This is a genomic window from Candidatus Marsarchaeota archaeon (assembly GCA_023485295.1).
In the GTDB taxonomy this organism is placed as follows: Archaea; Micrarchaeota; Micrarchaeia; order Micrarchaeales; family Micrarchaeaceae; genus Micrarchaeum_A.
The window spans coordinates 46,511-62,593 of record JAMCZQ010000005.1; the positions used below are offsets into that span (position 1 = coordinate 46,511).

At 45.0% G+C, this 16,083-nt stretch carries 16 protein-coding genes and 1 tRNA gene; 6 read left to right on the forward strand and 11 right to left on the reverse strand.

The genetic code is table 11. The features are described 5' to 3' along the window. Positions 1-9: 9 nt before the first annotated feature. Entirely contained in the window at positions 10-237 is a 228-nt protein-coding gene (locus M1125_02580; GenBank protein MCL5404700.1) for a DNA-directed RNA polymerase subunit H, read from the reverse strand. 312 nt (positions 238-549) lie between these two features. After that, positions 550-1,884, reverse strand: coding sequence for a hypothetical protein (locus tag M1125_02585; protein ID MCL5404701.1), 1,335 nt, complete (start codon positions 1,882-1,884; stop codon positions 550-552). Between the two features lie 475 nt (positions 1,885-2,359). Between M1125_02585 and M1125_02590 the strand changes: the two genes are divergently transcribed. Next, positions 2,360-2,713 carry an Lrp/AsnC ligand binding domain-containing protein gene (locus M1125_02590; protein ID MCL5404702.1) on the forward strand — a complete coding sequence of 118 codons (354 nt, stop codon included), beginning with the start codon at positions 2,360-2,362 and terminating at the stop codon, positions 2,711-2,713. A 17-nt stretch (positions 2,714-2,730) separates the two neighbouring features. Here the strand turns inward: M1125_02590 and cyaB are convergent, their stop codons facing one another. Further along, positions 2,731-3,315, reverse strand: coding sequence for a class IV adenylate cyclase (gene cyaB, locus M1125_02595; GenBank protein MCL5404703.1), 585 nt, complete (start codon positions 3,313-3,315; stop codon positions 2,731-2,733). Positions 3,316-3,558: 243 nt separating this feature from the next. Between cyaB and M1125_02600 the strand changes: the two genes are divergently transcribed. Next, positions 3,559-3,975, forward strand: a complete 417-nt coding sequence (locus M1125_02600) for an NUDIX domain-containing protein (GenBank protein MCL5404704.1) — start codon at positions 3,559-3,561, stop codon at positions 3,973-3,975. A 147-nt stretch (positions 3,976-4,122) separates the two neighbouring features. Here M1125_02600 and M1125_02605 read toward each other — a convergent pair whose 3' ends face one another. The 6 genes from M1125_02605 to M1125_02630 all read right to left on the reverse strand — a co-directional run bounded on the left by M1125_02605 (position 4,123) and on the right by M1125_02630 (position 10,288). Continuing rightward, a complete protein-coding gene (locus tag M1125_02605; protein ID MCL5404705.1) occupies positions 4,123-6,084 on the reverse strand; it encodes a M13 family metallopeptidase in 1,962 nt (653 codons plus the stop codon). Positions 6,085-6,314: 230 nt separating this feature from the next. Beyond that, positions 6,315-6,387, reverse strand: a tRNA-Pro gene (locus M1125_02610). Positions 6,388-6,415: 28 nt separating this feature from the next. Then, positions 6,416-6,976 carry a TIGR00725 family protein gene (locus tag M1125_02615; protein MCL5404706.1) on the reverse strand — a complete coding sequence of 187 codons (561 nt, stop codon included), beginning with the start codon at positions 6,974-6,976 and terminating at the stop codon, positions 6,416-6,418. Between the two features lie 23 nt (positions 6,977-6,999). Continuing rightward, the gene (locus M1125_02620; GenBank protein ID MCL5404707.1) at positions 7,000-7,722 is read right to left on the reverse strand and encodes a hypothetical protein; all 723 of its coding nucleotides are present in this window, start codon (positions 7,720-7,722) and stop codon (positions 7,000-7,002) included. A 393-nt stretch (positions 7,723-8,115) separates the two neighbouring features. Continuing rightward, a complete protein-coding gene (locus M1125_02625) occupies positions 8,116-10,095 on the reverse strand; it encodes a M13 family metallopeptidase (protein ID MCL5404708.1) in 1,980 nt (659 codons plus the stop codon). A 28-nt stretch (positions 10,096-10,123) separates the two neighbouring features. Continuing rightward, on the reverse strand, positions 10,124-10,288 hold the full coding sequence (locus tag M1125_02630) for a hypothetical protein (GenBank protein MCL5404709.1): 165 nt from the start codon (positions 10,286-10,288) through the stop codon (positions 10,124-10,126). A gap of 144 nt (positions 10,289-10,432) precedes the next feature. Here M1125_02630 and M1125_02635 point away from each other — a divergent pair, with 144 nt between their 5' ends. Beyond that, positions 10,433-11,398 carry a replication factor C small subunit gene (locus M1125_02635; GenBank protein ID MCL5404710.1) on the forward strand — a complete coding sequence of 322 codons (966 nt, stop codon included), beginning with the start codon at positions 10,433-10,435 and terminating at the stop codon, positions 11,396-11,398. Between the two features lie 31 nt (positions 11,399-11,429). Here the strand turns inward: M1125_02635 and M1125_02640 are convergent, their stop codons facing one another. Beyond that, positions 11,430-12,125 carry a hypothetical protein gene (locus M1125_02640; GenBank protein ID MCL5404711.1) on the reverse strand — a complete coding sequence of 232 codons (696 nt, stop codon included), beginning with the start codon at positions 12,123-12,125 and terminating at the stop codon, positions 11,430-11,432. Between the two features lie 123 nt (positions 12,126-12,248). Between M1125_02640 and M1125_02645 the strand changes: the two genes are divergently transcribed. Together M1125_02645 and M1125_02650 are read left to right on the forward strand one after the other, a co-directional pair. Continuing rightward, positions 12,249-13,538, forward strand: a complete 1,290-nt coding sequence (locus M1125_02645) for an arginine deiminase family protein (protein MCL5404712.1) — start codon at positions 12,249-12,251, stop codon at positions 13,536-13,538. Between the two features lie 78 nt (positions 13,539-13,616). Beyond that, on the forward strand, positions 13,617-14,123 hold the full coding sequence (locus tag M1125_02650; GenBank protein ID MCL5404713.1) for a hypothetical protein: 507 nt from the start codon (positions 13,617-13,619) through the stop codon (positions 14,121-14,123). Positions 14,124-14,138: 15 nt separating this feature from the next. Here M1125_02650 and M1125_02655 read toward each other — a convergent pair whose 3' ends face one another. Beyond that, positions 14,139-15,059, reverse strand: a complete 921-nt coding sequence (locus M1125_02655) for a carbamate kinase (GenBank protein MCL5404714.1) — start codon at positions 15,057-15,059, stop codon at positions 14,139-14,141. 262 nt (positions 15,060-15,321) lie between these two features. On the opposite strand from M1125_02655, the gene M1125_02660 reads away from it, so the two are divergent. Continuing rightward, on the forward strand, positions 15,322-16,041 hold the full coding sequence (locus M1125_02660; GenBank protein MCL5404715.1) for a winged helix-turn-helix domain-containing protein: 720 nt from the start codon (positions 15,322-15,324) through the stop codon (positions 16,039-16,041). The last annotated feature ends 42 nt before the right edge of the window (positions 16,042-16,083 follow it).

Genomic DNA, 16,083 nt, shown 5'->3' on the forward strand with positions numbered 1-16,083 from the left:
CGGTCCGAATTAGCCCTTTATCACATAGCGGTAATAGATGTATTTTCCGCTCACAGGATCGTCCCTGTGTATAGCTATAAGCGATCCTGGCTTCGCTCCAAGCTCCTTTATGCCTGGGTCGCTCTCGAATATTTTAGGGAATTTTTCAAGCGGCGTGTTCAGCTTCTTCGCTATTTCTTTTGCTTCGTTCTCACTAAGAAGTTCATGTTTTACCAATAAACTTTCTCCAAAAACCAATGGCTCACCAGCGAGCAGTATCCTACCTCTAGCTACGGGCAGTTATATATTTACAAGCAAAGTAATAAATAAGTTTTGATTTAAGCCAGGCACCGCATTACATGAGCGCATGCAAAAATGTTGCACATGCCTGTTTTTCCTTTCAGCAGCATTTGAATATGCATTTTTGCTTTTTACCAATTTATACAACAAAATGCAGAAACATATTTAAACACATCAGTCCCATTTTCCTTTGAAATATAAATATTTAGGTGATAACGATGGGAGGCGGCGGAGGCCAGTAAAAAGTTAAAGTCTTGAAATTTGTCATTGCTACTCTTTCTTGTTGGTAATTATTTTGTATTGGTAGGTTTCTTCCGGAGGTATTCTTCTGAAGCCAAGGGTCCCTACCAGAACATCTGTTATGATTTCTATATCCGGTTCCGATTTCTCGTGTATTGCGTCTTTAAGCTCTTCTGTATACTCTTCAGAAGTTTCTGCATAAATTGGCTTTATGAACAAAAATCCATACGGCGCCCCTATATCGCCAAATAATGCATACCTGTTCGTCGGCGTCTTTGGGTTGTCTATCATATGCGCGAAGAATTCGTTCCTGTGTGCATTGAAGCTTTCTATGTCTGTTTGCGGTAGCTTTATTAAAGCAGTGAACCTTGCAGGCAGCTTGTCCATTCTTATAGTTATCCTGTATATCAATTTCTTCTCAAGGAGCCTGTAATACGTGTAATCTGAAGAGCCTTTGCTGAGGCCCAATTCATTGTCCATTCCGGAGAATTCTTTCCTTCCGTCGATGCTTAATGCCTTTAGCACATCGTATTCCCTTTGCAGTATTTGCTCCGGAGCTCTTCTCGGATGCTCTCTTGTCCTGCGCCATATCCTCTCTTTGAGCAAATCAAAAAATTCCATCCTCATTGGGGTGTAGCCGTACGCATAGGTTATGTAGCTGACCTGCCACAGAGACCTGTTCTGGGAGAACGCCTTTTCTGATCGTATACGGTAGAGGGTATCCTCAAGCGCCTGCGTGTTCTCTGCAAGCAGGTACATGAATAGGTGGTATTTGCCTTTGAGAAGCGCGGCGAACTGTATTCTGGACTCCTTTTCAAGTATCTCCTTCATCTTTTGCTCTTCCGGAACCTTGCCTTTGAAGAATCTTACGAATACCACATACCTGAAAAATCCAAAAGGCCTGGGGCCGAATTCAGGTATGTATGTTATGCCATACATGGCCTCAAGATTCCCGAGGCGCTTTTTTGCTATGGCATTTGTCGTGCCTGAATAGTCTGCAATTTCCGTTATGCTTGCCCTTCCGTTTGCACTGATTGCCTCCAGTATTTTGAGGTCCACGTCTTCAGGGTACAGCATCCTTTCCAAAAGGTTGTTCTTATGCGAGCTTGATTCCCTGGCAATGCGCTCTTCCAGTGTTTTAGCATTCGTTTCTAGCTTTTTATGCCTTGCAGGTATGAATGTGCCATCGGCGCTTATTTTCCCGAGGTAGAGGTTTACCGTCTTCCTTTTTCCATCCATTGTTTCGGACTTAGCCTCGTAGACGTAGAAGCTGCCATTTATCAGGGCTATGCTGACGCTGTATTTGTGCTCTTTCCTGAGCTTTTCTAAAGCTTCCTTAACGCTTTCTGGCAGTTGCCGCATCATTCCACTTTTATAATTAATATTTAATAGAAATCATTAAATTAGTTTTTAATAATTTTTATTTTTTTAATCTTTTTCCTAATACTAAAAAAGTTATTTTGATTTTTAAAAAGCATATAAATTAAATTTTAATTGCAATTATCAGATGATTGCTCTTTATTTATAACATTAATTTGCCAAATCTATTTATAAAAGCTTGTCCATAATATTAACTAAGGATGTTTGCCCGGGGATAAAAATGCAAGAAAGCAATTTTGCTTTATGTGCTCTGTTTCTTAACACCCCATCCACCCTTACCCCGGCATCGTCCAGCACATTCTATTAAATACTGTAAATATACAAATAGAGATGAGAATGCATGTTTGGATTTGGAAAGAAAAGCGAAAAAGCGGGCAATGACAATAGGCCCATAAAAGTAATTAGGATATCTGAAAACAGCTGGCAGATCGTTTATGCTGATGAATGATTTGGTGGGCAAATGAATAAATACTACATGAATGCTGGGACAGGCGCTGCGAAGCAGCGCACAATGCAGCATGTGAAAGACATAGACAAGTTCTTCGTGGCGAAAAGGAACGGCAAAACCTATCACAATTTCTTTCTAATAAAGCCAAAGCAGGGAATGGACGTGAATGCGCTCGCGAACGACATTGCGTCGCTTCCGGATGTCTTGGAAGTATATGCAACAGAAGGGCCCATAGGCTTCATGGTAAAGGCATGCTTTGACAGCGATAAGAAGCCAGAGGAAGTTGCAGACTACATAGAGAAAAACGTGTCAAAGGATTACGGCACTTTAGTGAGTTACATAAACTTCAAACAATGCCAAAAATGAAGCTTGCTATGACACAATCATTTCGCATTTCTTACACCCTTCATATGCTTTTCCTTTAGTAGAAAACCAACTGGCACAGTCTGCCTGTCCGATTCGGTTAAGCCTAGCTTAATAGCGAGGGATTCTATTTCGCGTTGTGCGCGTGACACATTGCCCTTTCCTGAAACTATACGTTCTATCTCTATGAACGGTCCCAGCTCATGGTATTCATCGATTACTATGTTGAAGACCCCGTATTTGTATTTGCGCCGTGTGCGTTTAATGTATTCCAGGTACTTGAGCGGGATTATCCCAATATGTTTAAATATTTGCATAAGCGCGAATGGGTCATCTATAGATACTTCATATTCTTTAGTGGTCATCACACGCTGGCTCTTATTGCCCGAGGGCTTGTAAGTCAGCATGCCACCGGATTTGTTGGACTCTGTTCTTATACGTAGGGCTTCTATGGATTTCCAAAAATCCCTCCGATCCATGCTAAAATTATGGTCTTCTATTACAACCGCACCGATGTTTTTAGCGCCGAAATCCTTCAATTTTTTTAGTAATGCATGTTCGTCAGCAACCCTAAACCTTGCTTCTACTTCTATGTTGTTGCTCATATAGTTACCTCTTAAATATTAAATAGCACCTTGATTTGTTAGACCTTAGCATTATTAAGATGTTGAGCGTCTTCCAATGCCCGACATGACCGTCCTTGTTCTTCATGATATGAGTTTGACACGTATAGATTTAAAGAGGCAATATAGCAGACTACGGAATTAAGAATAATAGATTGAATCGGATAAATTTATTGAAAATAGAAATAGGTTAATAGGCGTAATAGAAAAAACTTTTATTAAAAAGTGATTTGTATAGTAATAGAAAAATCTGTTGGCGCGATAGTTGTTAATCCGGCTGGCCTCTATTTATTATTAAATAGAGCCGATAAAAATGGCGATTTCTGGGAGTTCCCAAAAGGGCACCAATTAGAAAATGAAAATGACATAGAAACACTTAAGCGCGAACTTAAAGAGGAAGCAGGTATTGAAAAATTCGAGTTTATAGAAAATTTTGTAGGAAAAAACGAATATGTTAGCAGTTCAACTGGAAATACACGCATAATACTCTTATACCTTATAAAAGTGCCAAACGATAAGGTAATTATCAGCCAGGAGCATAAAGAGTATGTCTGGGCAGCATTTGACGATGCATTGACCAAGCTCAATCATGACAAATGGAGAGAAATCCTAACCAGTGCCAAGAAGCGTTTGATGGGCTAAACCATTTAAGTAGAAAATAGGAGATTTTGAACTTCTATCGCGAGCGCCCAAGGCTCGCAGTCTGCCAGGTTAGCGTAACTTTCCGTGTTAAATATTCGCAGTGTTATGGATTTGCGTTGCGACTGCTTTATGCCTTTTGCTCATTGCTTACCAGAGATTAGCATTCTCGTATTGCTGCTTAGGCCGTTCGAGCTTGCTAAGAGGCTTGAATGCTTTGGCAAATCTAGGATGGCTCACCACAGGCACGATGCCACGCACCCTGGCAGGAGAATGCGGATCCGTGTACGCACGCATTTCCAAGCTCTCCTTTGTGGATATGTCCTTCCATATCTGTGCATATGCTATGAAGAAGCGCTGCTCTTCTGTGAATCCATCGACCTTTTCGTTGAGGTCGCAATTGGCTTTCAACGCGTCGTATGCTATGCTTATGCCACCCAAATCTGCTATATTCTCCCCCATCGTCAACTCGCCGTTGACCTTTATGCCAGGGAGTATGCTTATAGAGCCGTAGAGCTTCGCTATCTTCGAAGCCTTGGCGGCAAAGCGGCGCATGTCTTCAGCAGACCATTGGTTGCCCATGTTCCCGCGCTTGTCGAACAGCCTGCCCTGGTCGTCGAACCCGTGTGTCATTTCATGCCCCAGTATTGCACCTATGCCTCCAAAATTAATTGCGGCATCGGCTTTTGCATCGAAAAACGGTTGCTGCAATATGCCTGCAGTCACGACTATCTCATTCCTTGAAAAGTCATTGTACGCGTCTGGCTCAGTTACAGACATCAGCCATTCTTCACTGTCAACTTTTTTGCCTATGCGCTTCAGCTGCCTCTCCAGCTCGAAAGCGTAAGCTTTCATGGCATTGCCCACGAGGTCGCGCCTGTCAAAATGCAAGCTTGAATAATCCCTAAAACGCTTCGGGTAGCCTACCTTCGCCTTCATTGCATCAAGCTTTTCGATCGCAGCCTTCTTCGTGCGGCTGCTCATCCATGCATTGTTGGCGAGCCTCGCCCTGAAAGCCTTCTTTATCGAATCTACAAGCTCCTCTGCCCTTTTCTTGGCGCCCTCCGAAAAGTTTTTCTTCACGTAAATGCTGCCTATCACCTCGTTGAGCATTTCGCTTGTGCGGTATATACCGCGTTTCCACCTTGGCTCATTCTTCTTCTGGCCAGCGAGCACGGTGCCGTAGAACCTGAAATGCTCTGCCTGCGCCGCCTTATGGAGCAGCGGCGCATATGCGTTGATGACGCTCCATCTTAAATATGCCTTAAGCTTCTCCATGCTTGTATTATATATGAGCGCGTCGAGCGCTATCAAGTAATCTGGATTATCTACTATTGCATAGCCAATGCCTTTTACGCCGAGATTATCGAGGAAGCCCATAAAGTTCATGCGCGGATATTTTTTAGCCATTTCAGCTGCACTTTCTTTGTTATAGCTCTTCGCTTCATCACGCTCCTCGGCACTGCTTTTGCTCGCCCTGGCGAGCCTTGTCTCTATATCCATCACCACGCCTGCTGTGCCTTCCGCTCCTCTTTCTTCAGTGCCATAAAGGCGGAGCATTGCGGCGATGTGCTTCCTGTATTCGAACCTTGCCTTTGCGAACCTCTTTTCCAGGTAATAGCTCCGCTCAGGCAGGTTTATTCCTGCTTCCTGTATGTAAAGCGCGTATACGTCGCTTTTCTTCTTGTCGCAATCTGAAAAGACGTTCAAGAATACAGGGATGCCGAGCGTGTAAAGCTTCGCGAGGGTAGCAGGCAGCTCATTCTTGCTTTGCAGAGCATCTATCTTTTCCATAATGGGCTTTATTGGCGTGAACTTCCGCTTCTCAAGCTCATCCACGTTCATATAAGAAGCGTAGAAATCTCCGACGACACGTTCTGCGCTGCTGCGAACTGACTTCGCCGCACAGTATTCGGCGATGTGCCTGAGCTTCAGCATGTTTATGTCCCACAGCAAGGAGAAGGAATTTACCGATGTTTTGTCCTTAGGCAGCCTGTGTGACTTTATCCAGTTGCCGCAGGCATACATGTAAAAATCATCGAACGGGTCGGCAGATTCATTCATGTTGCTTGTGCTGAAACTTATGCTTCGTTTTCGCATGCTATTAATCATAGAATCGCCATTCAATCGCATTTCATGCTTTTATATTTTTTGAGCGGCACAAGCATGAATGCCTGCACAAAATGCGTATAAATAATTTCATTAAGAAGGCATGCTGCCTTTTTGCGGTTGCATAATATTTCGATTCAAAGTATTAAATTTATTTCTCAGGCCTTTCCAATGCTAAAGCTATGTTAAAAAGTAACATTTGAAGCTCCTATATATAACTCCAATAAACAGAATGGGGAGTAGGAGATTTGGACTCCTATCGCGAGCGCCCAAGGCTCGCAGTCTGCCAGGTTAGCGTAACTCCCCTTTTGCAGTAGTTATTTGTCATGCTTTTTTATATATGTTTTGTGCTACGGCTTAATCTTTGTCCATGCTTGCCTTCATCGAGCGCCAGGCTTATCGCTTCCTCAGGGCTAACGGCACCCAGCAGTTTTACCTTTTTGCCATCGTCGATGTACCCATTTATCCTGCTGTCGTACCAGCGGTCAAATCCCTTCATTATTATGCATTTTTTTCCGAGCCTGTACGCTATGCACAGTTCGGCAAGCGTTCCTGCTCCTCCCGGAATGAATATTATAGCGTCGCATCCATGCATGCCTCCGAATATGAAGCTGCCGACGTCTATATCTGTGAGTATTTCTACGTCAACATACTTGTTGGAGGCTCCCCTTTCCCTTCCAGGGACTCCTACAGTAATGCCACCTGAGGCTTTCGCACCCTTCGAAGCATATTCCATCACTCCTCCTGTGCCTCCAGTGAAGACCACTGCGCCCCTACTTGCAATAATAGAGCCAAGAGTTTCAGCAGTAGCGAGAACGTATCTCCGCTTCAGCTTGTCTTTTGGTAGCTCTCCGCTGTCTGGACCCATTATACCTATCTGCATATTTTTTCCCATTTATATCACTTGCAAACGCATTCCTATCCCATACATTTTATGAAGCCTGCCGGATCCTTATATAGGAGCCCAAGATGGCCTATTTCTACCGACTGTATAAAATCCATTATAGTAGAACGAGAGCCCTCGTCTACATACTTCATTAAGTAAGAAGCGTTGCCCTCGTCCCTGCATTTCAGGAGTATGAATCGCAGCGATAGGATTGCAGGCCTGCCAGAAACCCCTTTTACTGTTTGGGAGGCATAAGCAGTGGTTATGCCGTTTATTGTGCTTCCTTCTTTTGCTCTCCACCTGTCCCCAGGCCTTATGTCCATGCTAAGGACCAATGACATGGAATCAAAGCGATTTTTACGGCCTATCCAATCCATGCACGCGTTTAAGGTCATGCCACTGGCTATAACATCGTCAAGTAATGTGATGGTGCCGTCTGTTTCTGGCAGTAGCGATGCATTTTTGGTACGTTCCTGCATCACCACGCTTATAGATGGACGTTTTCCCATGCGGTATTCGTAAACGCGTTTCGGCTCCACATATGCATAATCGGTTTCGAATCCCTCTTTGCGCAGCAGACAGTATGTAAGTGCACCTCCTGTTCCTACAAGAACGAAATTTTGATTGCCGTTAGCTTGTTTTGGCACATCCTTTGCGAGCTTTGAACCATCTAAAATTTCCACAGGACCGCGGAGCATGCCAGCGAGTTTTGCCACGTCGCTGTCTTTTACCCCGAACTGGGTCGCATCGTCCAAAATAAACAGGTTTCCTGTTTTTGTATCGCTATTCGTGAACTAATCTACCCATTATATCACCCATAAGAAAAGTAATTAACACGCTTAGCATATCCGTACTGGCACAGTTTTGCACCGCATGCGCAAGCCACGGGAATTGCAGTAAAAATTGAAATAGCTAAGCCGCAAAAATACTTGAGGAAGCAAAAAGAGTTTATGCAAAGCTTATACAAGCCCCATGGATCAGGTGCAAATGCTAAAGATGTTACGCATGGAATGGTTTGCCAAAGGTTTCCAAAAACCCTTCGGCATTCTGGTGTTGGAACGGCATCACTTCACCCTTTTATTAAGTTGACGCTGCCGGAATTATATAAACCTTTTGTACAGAATTGCTTATTTTGCCCAGGGTTCGGCTTACCAGAGATTCACGTTGTCATGCCTTGTAGTTATCGTTCTTTTTTTGCTTAGGCCTTCGAATTCCTTTTTAAATGACTCGTGGGTTATTGCAGGAATCAGCCCCCTGAATTTTTTCGGCGAATGCGGATCTACAAGTAAGAGCCTCTTTGCCTCCTCTTTCGTTGTCTTGCCCTTGTGTATCTGTGCCCATGCTATGAAGAATCTTTGCTCCTGGGTGAAGCCGTCTATAAGCTTGTCCTTGTACTTGCTGGTCTTAAGCGCTTTCCGAAGCGCATCAAAGGCTATGTTTATGCCGCCGAGGTCGGCTATGTTCTCCCCAAGCGTGAGCTTGCCATTTACCTTCATGCCTGGCATAGCTTCAAGCGAACCGTAAAGCTCGGCAATCCTCTCGGCACGAGCTTCGAACCTGCTCCTATCTGACTTCTGCCACCACTCCTTCAGGTTGCCATTCTTGTCATAGAGACTGCCCTGGTCGTCGAAGCCATGAGTCATCTCGTGCCCTATGACCCCGCCTATGCTTGCATAATTAACTGCATCGTCTTTGTCGGCATCAAAGAAAGGAGGCTGGAGTATGCCAGCAGGAAATACGATTTCGTTTAACGTGGAACTGTAGTACGCGTTAACCTTTGGAGTGGTCATGCTCCATTCGTCCCTGTCAACATGCTTGCCTATCCTAGACATGTCACGGTCAATGTCTAACGCATTGATCTTTTGGAAGTTCCCGACAAGGTCATCATCTTTTAAGTAGAGCTTTGAATAATCCCTGAATTTCTTTGGATATCCTATCTTTTGGTTTATAGAAGCAAGCTTTTCCAATGCCCTTTTCTTTGTCTGCTTCGACATCCAGTCGACTTTTTTGATTCGTTCTGCAAAGGATTCCCTTATGTTGGAAACTAGCTCTTCGGCCCTTCTTTTTGTCTTTGCATCGAAGTTTTGCTTTACGTATAGCGCCCCGAGCGCTTCTCCTATCAGGCCGTCTACAAAGAATATCCCGCGATGCCACCTTTGCCATAGGGATTTTTGACCGGATACTTTCTTTCCGTAAAAATTGAAGCTTTCATAATAAACTGCATTGTGCAAAAACACAGGATATGAGTCAAGCACGCGCCATGTGAGATACGCTTTAATACTATTAAGATCCAGGCTTGCAAGCATCTTATCTAACTTGTCAAAGAATTCCGGCTGGCCTATTATGACGTAGCTCAAGCCCTTTGCTCCAAGTGCATTGTAGTATTCCATCAATCCCAGCTTCTTGTACCTTGAGCTTATTTGTTTTGCTGTCATTTTGTTGTAATTCTTTCTGTCGTCCCTGAGCTCTACGTTGGTCCGTTGTGCCTTTGACAATTCGGTCTCGATTTCCATTACAACTTTTGCATTGGCAATCGCATAAGATGGCTTGGAGCCGTATAGCACGAACATGTTTCTTATGTGCTTGACGTATTCCTTGCGCAGCTCTGCGAACTTTGGGCTTAGGTAGTAGTCCCTGTTGGGCAAAGGCATGATCCCCTGCCTGGAGTAAAGAGCGTATATTTCACTGTTTTTTTTGTCGGATGTCACGTATGAGCCGAAGAAGGCATTTAAGCCGATATGGGCCAGCTCGCCAAGCAACGAAGGTATTTCCGCTTTGTTACCTATATCCCTTATCTTTTTCATTATAGGCATTATGGGCTTGAATTTAAGTTTTTCGACAAGCTCCTCGTTCATGTATGAAGCATAGAAATTGCCAACAAGGCGCTCTATATGGCTATCTGGCTTGCCATTGGCACATTTCTCCGCTATGCTCTTCAGTATGAGCAAGTTGGCGTCATTGAGTTCATCAAAAGAGTTTATTCTTATCTTTCCTTTTGGCATTTTATGCGTTTTCAGCCAGGTGCCGCATGCGTAGGAGTAGAAGTCGTCGAACGGGTCTACAGACCTGTCCATGTTTTTTACAGAGAAACCTATCCTGCTAAGTATCGATTTGCTCTGCATTACCATGGGATCGGCATTGCTTGCTTTTGCAGCTTTAAGCCCTTCCGCAGCCTTCTTTTTTTGCATCTTCGGTGCCCTCTGGCTTTTTAAGGCGGTTTTTCTCCCCGGCCATCTCCCTCATCGCTATGGAATATGCAATGCCCCTCTCTTCCTTCTTGGGCTCTGACTGCTTTGGCTCTTTGCGCTTTAAAATTGACATAATCGTTTTTATTTCTAAACTAATTTAGCAGTTTCGCAAAAATGTGCAGATTTTCATTCGGCGTTGTCGCTTTTTGCAGCACAAAACACATAGTTAAATATTTTTAGTTGAAAATAAAAAGCGCTAATACTTTGAGGTGTTATTATGCCTAGCCTTGATCTTCCTTGGACTGAAAAGTACAGGCCGAAGGGGCTCGACGAAGTCATAGGCCAGAAGGTCATAGTGGACAGGCTGAAATCATTTGTCAAAAGCAAGAATTTCCCGAATATGATATTCGCAGGCAGCGCAGGCATAGGCAAGACCACATGCGCAATAGCGATGGCAAACGACCTGTATGGGGGAGAGCTAAACGGGGCGTTCAAGGAGCTGAACGCTTCTGACGCAAGAGGAATAGACGTCATACGCGGCGAGGTCAAGAATTTCGCAAGGGTTGTCTCAATAGCGCAGGTTCCAGTAAAGATAATATTCCTTGACGAAGCTGATGCGCTTACTGCAGACGCGCAGCATGCGTTAAGAAGGACGATGGAGAAGTATTCGTCCGAGACAAGGTTCATACTAAGCGCCAATTATGCCAGCAAGATAATAGAGCCAATACAAAGCAGGTGCGTTGTTTTCAGGTTCAAGCCCCTGAACGCTGACGACATGAGGGCTTACATAGAGCGGATCGCAGAGGGCGAGTCCTTGGAGGTTGATGAAAAGGCCTTAAACGCGTTGATTTATGTCAGCGATGGGGACATGAGAAAGCTTACAAATGTGCTTCAGAGCGCTGCCATGTTCTCGCCAAAGATAACTGAGCGCGAGATATACAACGTGGCTTCTAGGGCCAGGCCCACGGAGATAGTGTCAATGCTCAATTATGCAGTATCTGGCGAGTTTGAGAAGGCCAGGGCTGAGCTTGACGCACTGATGCTAAAGCACGGCCTTGGCGCGGAAGACATACTTACGCAGTGCTACCGTGAAATACAGAATATGAATATAGACGAAAGGGCTAAGCTAAAGACCATAAGCTACATAGGGGAATGCAACTTCAGGGTTGTGGAAGGCGCAAACGAGCGCATACAGCTCGAAGCTTTCCTTGCCAACCTGTCCCTCATAGCAAAAGGGCAGTGAGCGTTTAAGCAGCTTACTGGGCTGGCGATTGCTATGCCTGCTTCTCTGTATTCTGCGTTTCGAAAATAAGTTCCAGCGCGCCTGCATAGTCGAATTCCGGTGCCTTTATGTAGAAGCTTGCAACGAAGCTGCTCTTGTTGTCTATCGTAAATGGCAGCTTTGGCTCCGACGCTACAAATTCGAATGGCTTGCTTACTGAAACTGCTTTTACAGTGTCATTGTAAGTGAGCACCCTGTACATCTGCATTGATACCTCAAACACGCCGCCCTTACTTACGTTCTTTACCTCTCCGTGCTCGTTCACCTTTACGCGCTTGCTTCCACTTACGGCTATTATCTCAGGCATCTCTATGTGCACGGTCTCGACCTTCTTCGGCTCCATCTTTATAACAAGCGGCCCGGAATAGCTGTAGTCAGGCGCTTCTATCATTAGCTTGAACCTCAGCGAATTGCCTGCTTCGACCTCCACAGGGGGCTTAGGCTCAACAAGCACCAGCTTGAACGGCTCCTTTACGCTTATGTCGCTTATCGCTTCCGCATTTGTAGCTTTCTTCAGGAATGAAAACTCCGCGTAGTTCTTGTTGGCAAAAGGTATTTCCACATTGAAAGTTCTACTGCTGAGCTTCATGCCTGGCAGCGCATGCACTGAGTTCTTCCAGTAGATGTTTATGTTGCTTATGCTGCCGTTGTATTTTTTCCTACTCAGAAAGCCAAGATTAAGTGACATTTGACCATCGCTAAGCTTTTGTAGGCAAATTTTATTAAAGTGCGCAAAACCCAGGCATATTGGTACGCACATTATAAAGTTTTTGCTTTGCTTTAGAATAAACAGGCAACCAGTTGGTGTCGTATGCTCGGAAAGATAGGCGCAGAATGGGGCGCACTGAAGTCTGTCGCAGTTCACAGGCCAGGAATGGAGATGGCGCTTGGACTGCTCGATCCTGAGGCGTCGCTCTACGAAAGAGCTTTCAACGCAGATGAGGCGGCAGCTGAGCACGGGCATTTTGAGCGCGTGCTAAAGGAGCAGTTCAATGTAAAAGTAATAGACTTAAGGGACGAAATAATAAGGCTCGCGAATTCCAACAGCAAGTATATGGACATGCTTATTGCTGAAGCCATGCACGCCGTAAAATATATAGGCAGCGGAAGGCGCATCGATGATGCAAGAAGGTTTGCAAGGCTCAATTGGCGCCAATACGGCCCGGGCTATTTTTTCAACATGCTGCTGATAAGGCCGGTAATCAGGCTCAGGGCGCAATCCGGTTCTGAGCGCATGCGCATAGATGTTGCAAACCCCTTGTCGAACTTATATTTTATGAGAGACCAGCAGCTTGTTACGCCCAATGGCCTTTTCATCTCAAAAATGGCTACGGAGCAGAGAAGAGAAGAGCCAGGCGTAACTACGCTGCTCTGGAGAATGCTGGGCCTTCCTGTAGCAGGACGTGCCTCAGGCAAGGCAGTCATAGAAGGAGGCGACTACATGCCTATGAAGAAGTTCGCGCTCGTGGGCATAGGCACGCGCACCAATGAGCAGGGGGCAAGGCAGCTAATGTCTTCATGCGTAGGATTCGATGAAATAGCAGTCGTAAGGCAGCCCGACTTTAGTTTGCTCCCTCATGGCGCGCAGTATCGCATGCTGAACATGCACCTTGACACATACTTCAATGTAGCAAGCAGCTCTACGGCCGTAGGCTCGGAGGCGCTGCTCAAGAGCGCAAGGGTAAGCGTTTATTTTAAGGAAGGCCGTGCATACAGAAAGGAAAAGGATAGCACGAACCTTTTCGATTACATTAGGGGGAAAGGCTTTGACGTAATAAACCTTTCTGCATTGGAGCAGCTTTCCTATGCATCAAACTTCCTTTGCATAAGGGACGGGCTCATACTTTCAATAGATTCAAACAAGGTTGCAGGGCTCACAGTCCGGGCTATAGCCGAAAAGGTTAAGGAGGACAAAAGGTATGAACGCCTTTATAGGGAAGTTAGAAGGGAGTATTCCAAAATTGGGAACTCGCGGCTGTTCCCGGAAAATAAATCCCTTAAGGAATACGGGATAGAGCATTACGATGTTGCCCTTGAAAACCTTACTGGAGGATTCGGCGGAGCGCATTGCATGACTGCAGCATTAGAGAGATCCGCATGAATTGGCAATGTTTTGTAAAGATATGCGCAATGAAGACCAAAAAGTTTTATAAAAGTGCTGCGAAAGAGTAATGATATCATGCCTAAAGGAAAAAATATAGGTAATTTTTTAAAGTCAGAATTCGACTATCTGAAGAACGAACGCATATTTTTGGCTGGAAAGAAAGCGGATGTTGCAGAAGCAGTCGGCTATTTCCAAAAAAACAAAAGCGGCGTGAGGCTTACCATATTATGCCAGGGCAAGGCGGATCTCGTTTACTATCTCAAGACTTTGCGGAACCAGAACAACTTGAGGTATATGCTGGCAAAGCTCGGATACATAAATATGGATGACGGCGAATTCAACATAGTTTTCTATTTTGTGGACGTGCCTAAAATAGCTGACAAAGAGCGAAAGGCGACACTGGCAGACATATACACGCTTCTTAAGCCCAGCGGCATCGCGATAGTTTTTGGAAAAGGCGTTGAGAAGGCAAAGACAAAGCTGATAAACGCCAGGTTTGAAGATTACGAATTCGAGGAGTACAACGGCACGAAGTACCTGAAGCTGGTTAAGGTAAGCGATACCGATATTCTGCCGCAATAGCTGCAGGATTCATTGCTATGGCCTTATGGCAGTTCCAGACCTGCCTGCTGAAATTTCTTCGAGTTTCTCTAGGGCGCCTATCCTTGCAATCCTTCCAGTGGAGCTTGCAAACCTTATGCATGCCTCCAGCTTTGGCCTTATCGTGCCGTTTTCAAGCCTGCCGAGCAATGCCTTTGCATCACGAACGTTTATTTCGCGTATGATGCTTGAACGGTCCGGGAAATTGCCGTACAATGCCTCTGCTTCTGTCAATATTATGAGCTCGTCAACATTTACATTGACCGCTATTAAAGCGCTAGTGGCGTCCTTGTCTATCACGCCATCAAAGCCTTTGTACCATTTCCCAGATTTTAAAACAGGGATGCCTCCTCCGCCGCCGCATATAACAAGGCGATTTTGCTTGGCACTTTCTCGTATTGCGTCCATTTCAAGCACACTTACAGGTTTCGGGGATGGCACAACCATCCGGTAGCTGCCCTTTTCCTTTACATAACTGAATTTTCTGAACTTGAGCTCCTTCTCCAGCTCTGCTTTTGAATAGTAGGGCCCTATCTGCTTTGAGGGATTAGCGATTGCTGGATCGTCCTTGCGCACTACTGCATGTGTTACTATGACTTCCGAAGTCATGCCGATATCTTTCAGCAGCGGATCCATCGAGTAAGCCAGTATTGAACCTATATAAGCCTGGGTCTCTGCGGTAAGTATGTGCAGCGGCAGGCTTGGCATGTACCTGCTTGCATGCTTGTTCCTTATCAGCTCATCGCCCACTTGCGGCCCGTTGCCATGCGTGAGTATGACCTTGTGCCCTTCTTTCTTTATGAATTTCGATATCAATGATGCAGTAGCCTTTGCATTTTTCATGTGCGTTTCGAAATCAGGGCTTTCGCCTTTCTTTAGCAATGCGTTGCCTCCGACTGCGATAAGTATGTTCTTCAATGTAGCACCCGTATACCTTATTGAAAGCAAATCCAAAGCTTAAATATGTTGCACACGAATCATAGGTTATAATATCAGAAAGAAATCTGGGCCTGTTGCAGCAGTGCATTGCAAATTGCCCTTAGCAGTCTGCAATTGGCCTGCTTTGCTAATGCTTTTACGGCGAAAAACCTAACAAAAACCTAACCCTTTCGGAATCTTAATTAATATAGGCGTTACAAAATACAAGTGCTGAATAGCAAATGCAAAATTGGTGTGACTTATGTCAAAGACTTTTGGCACAAAAAACAGGATAATCAAATTACTGAAGGAAAAGCCCATGACAATTACCGAGATTAGCGAAGTGCTGGGGCTTTCAAAAGCGACAGTAAGCCAGCATATGTCGGAATTGGAGAGCATGTCGATGATAGAGCAGGTAGACAATTCGCACTTCAAGAAGGTAAAATTCTACAAGCTGCCAAATGCAGGCAGCCATGTTATAGAGCAAAAAAACGGCGGCGCCAGATTCAGAGGCATCGTACTGCCGCTGATACTTGCAATAGCTGTGGTGGCAGTGCTCGCTGCTGCAATTCTTCAAAATTCCGGCACGCAGGTGCGCATTCTTCCTGCCGAGAATGTCACGCCAGTTGCAAGCACCGCGCCAATCGGGGAAGCATGCCCTATGATAATCGCTTTTACAAATGGAACCCATGCAAACGAATCGCTCTTGAATAGCATAGTTTCAGGGATTGCATCAGGTTCGCAATGCAGCCTTGCATACCTCAGCGGCAATAGGATAGGAAACCTGAATTATACCTCGTCAAATGGCACCGTATATGTTCCTGAGCTTAGGTACAGGTATACAATAAACCAGACGAACATAGCGAATTTGAAGGCAGCAGTTGATGAGGGATTTTGTGGCGATTTGAAAGCATTGGCATTCTTTGGGATAAATTACACCGAACCTGCGGGATTGGTGTGCAAGGCAAGCATATATTCCTAAAACGTATTTGGATGTGCTGCATTTGGCTACTGCACGCATGCA

Coding starts and splice junctions, on each gene's coding strand:
- M1125_02615 (MCL5404706.1), bottom strand. CDS start 6,976: ATGGGAAAAAATATGCAGATAGGTATAATGGGTCCAGACAGCGGAGAG.
- M1125_02650 (MCL5404713.1), top strand. CDS start 13,617: ATGCCTAAAGGAAAAAATATAGGTAATTTTTTAAAGTCAGAATTCGAC.
- M1125_02625 (MCL5404708.1), bottom strand. CDS start 10,095: ATGGTAATGCAGAGCAAATCGATACTTAGCAGGATAGGTTTCTCTGTA.
- M1125_02660 (MCL5404715.1), top strand. CDS start 15,322: ATGTCAAAGACTTTTGGCACAAAAAACAGGATAATCAAATTACTGAAG.
- M1125_02585 (MCL5404701.1), bottom strand. CDS start 1,884: ATGATGCGGCAACTGCCAGAAAGCGTTAAGGAAGCTTTAGAAAAGCTC.
- cyaB (MCL5404703.1), bottom strand. CDS start 3,315: ATGAGCAACAACATAGAAGTAGAAGCAAGGTTTAGGGTTGCTGACGAA.
- M1125_02605 (MCL5404705.1), bottom strand. CDS start 6,084: ATGATTAATAGCATGCGAAAACGAAGCATAAGTTTCAGCACAAGCAAC.
- M1125_02590 (MCL5404702.1), top strand. CDS start 2,360: ATGAATAAATACTACATGAATGCTGGGACAGGCGCTGCGAAGCAGCGC.
- M1125_02630 (MCL5404709.1), bottom strand. CDS start 10,288: ATGTCAATTTTAAAGCGCAAAGAGCCAAAGCAGTCAGAGCCCAAGAAG.
- M1125_02635 (MCL5404710.1), top strand. CDS start 10,433: ATGCCTAGCCTTGATCTTCCTTGGACTGAAAAGTACAGGCCGAAGGGG.
- M1125_02640 (MCL5404711.1), bottom strand. CDS start 12,125: ATGTCACTTAATCTTGGCTTTCTGAGTAGGAAAAAATACAACGGCAGC.
- M1125_02645 (MCL5404712.1), top strand. CDS start 12,249: ATGCTCGGAAAGATAGGCGCAGAATGGGGCGCACTGAAGTCTGTCGCA.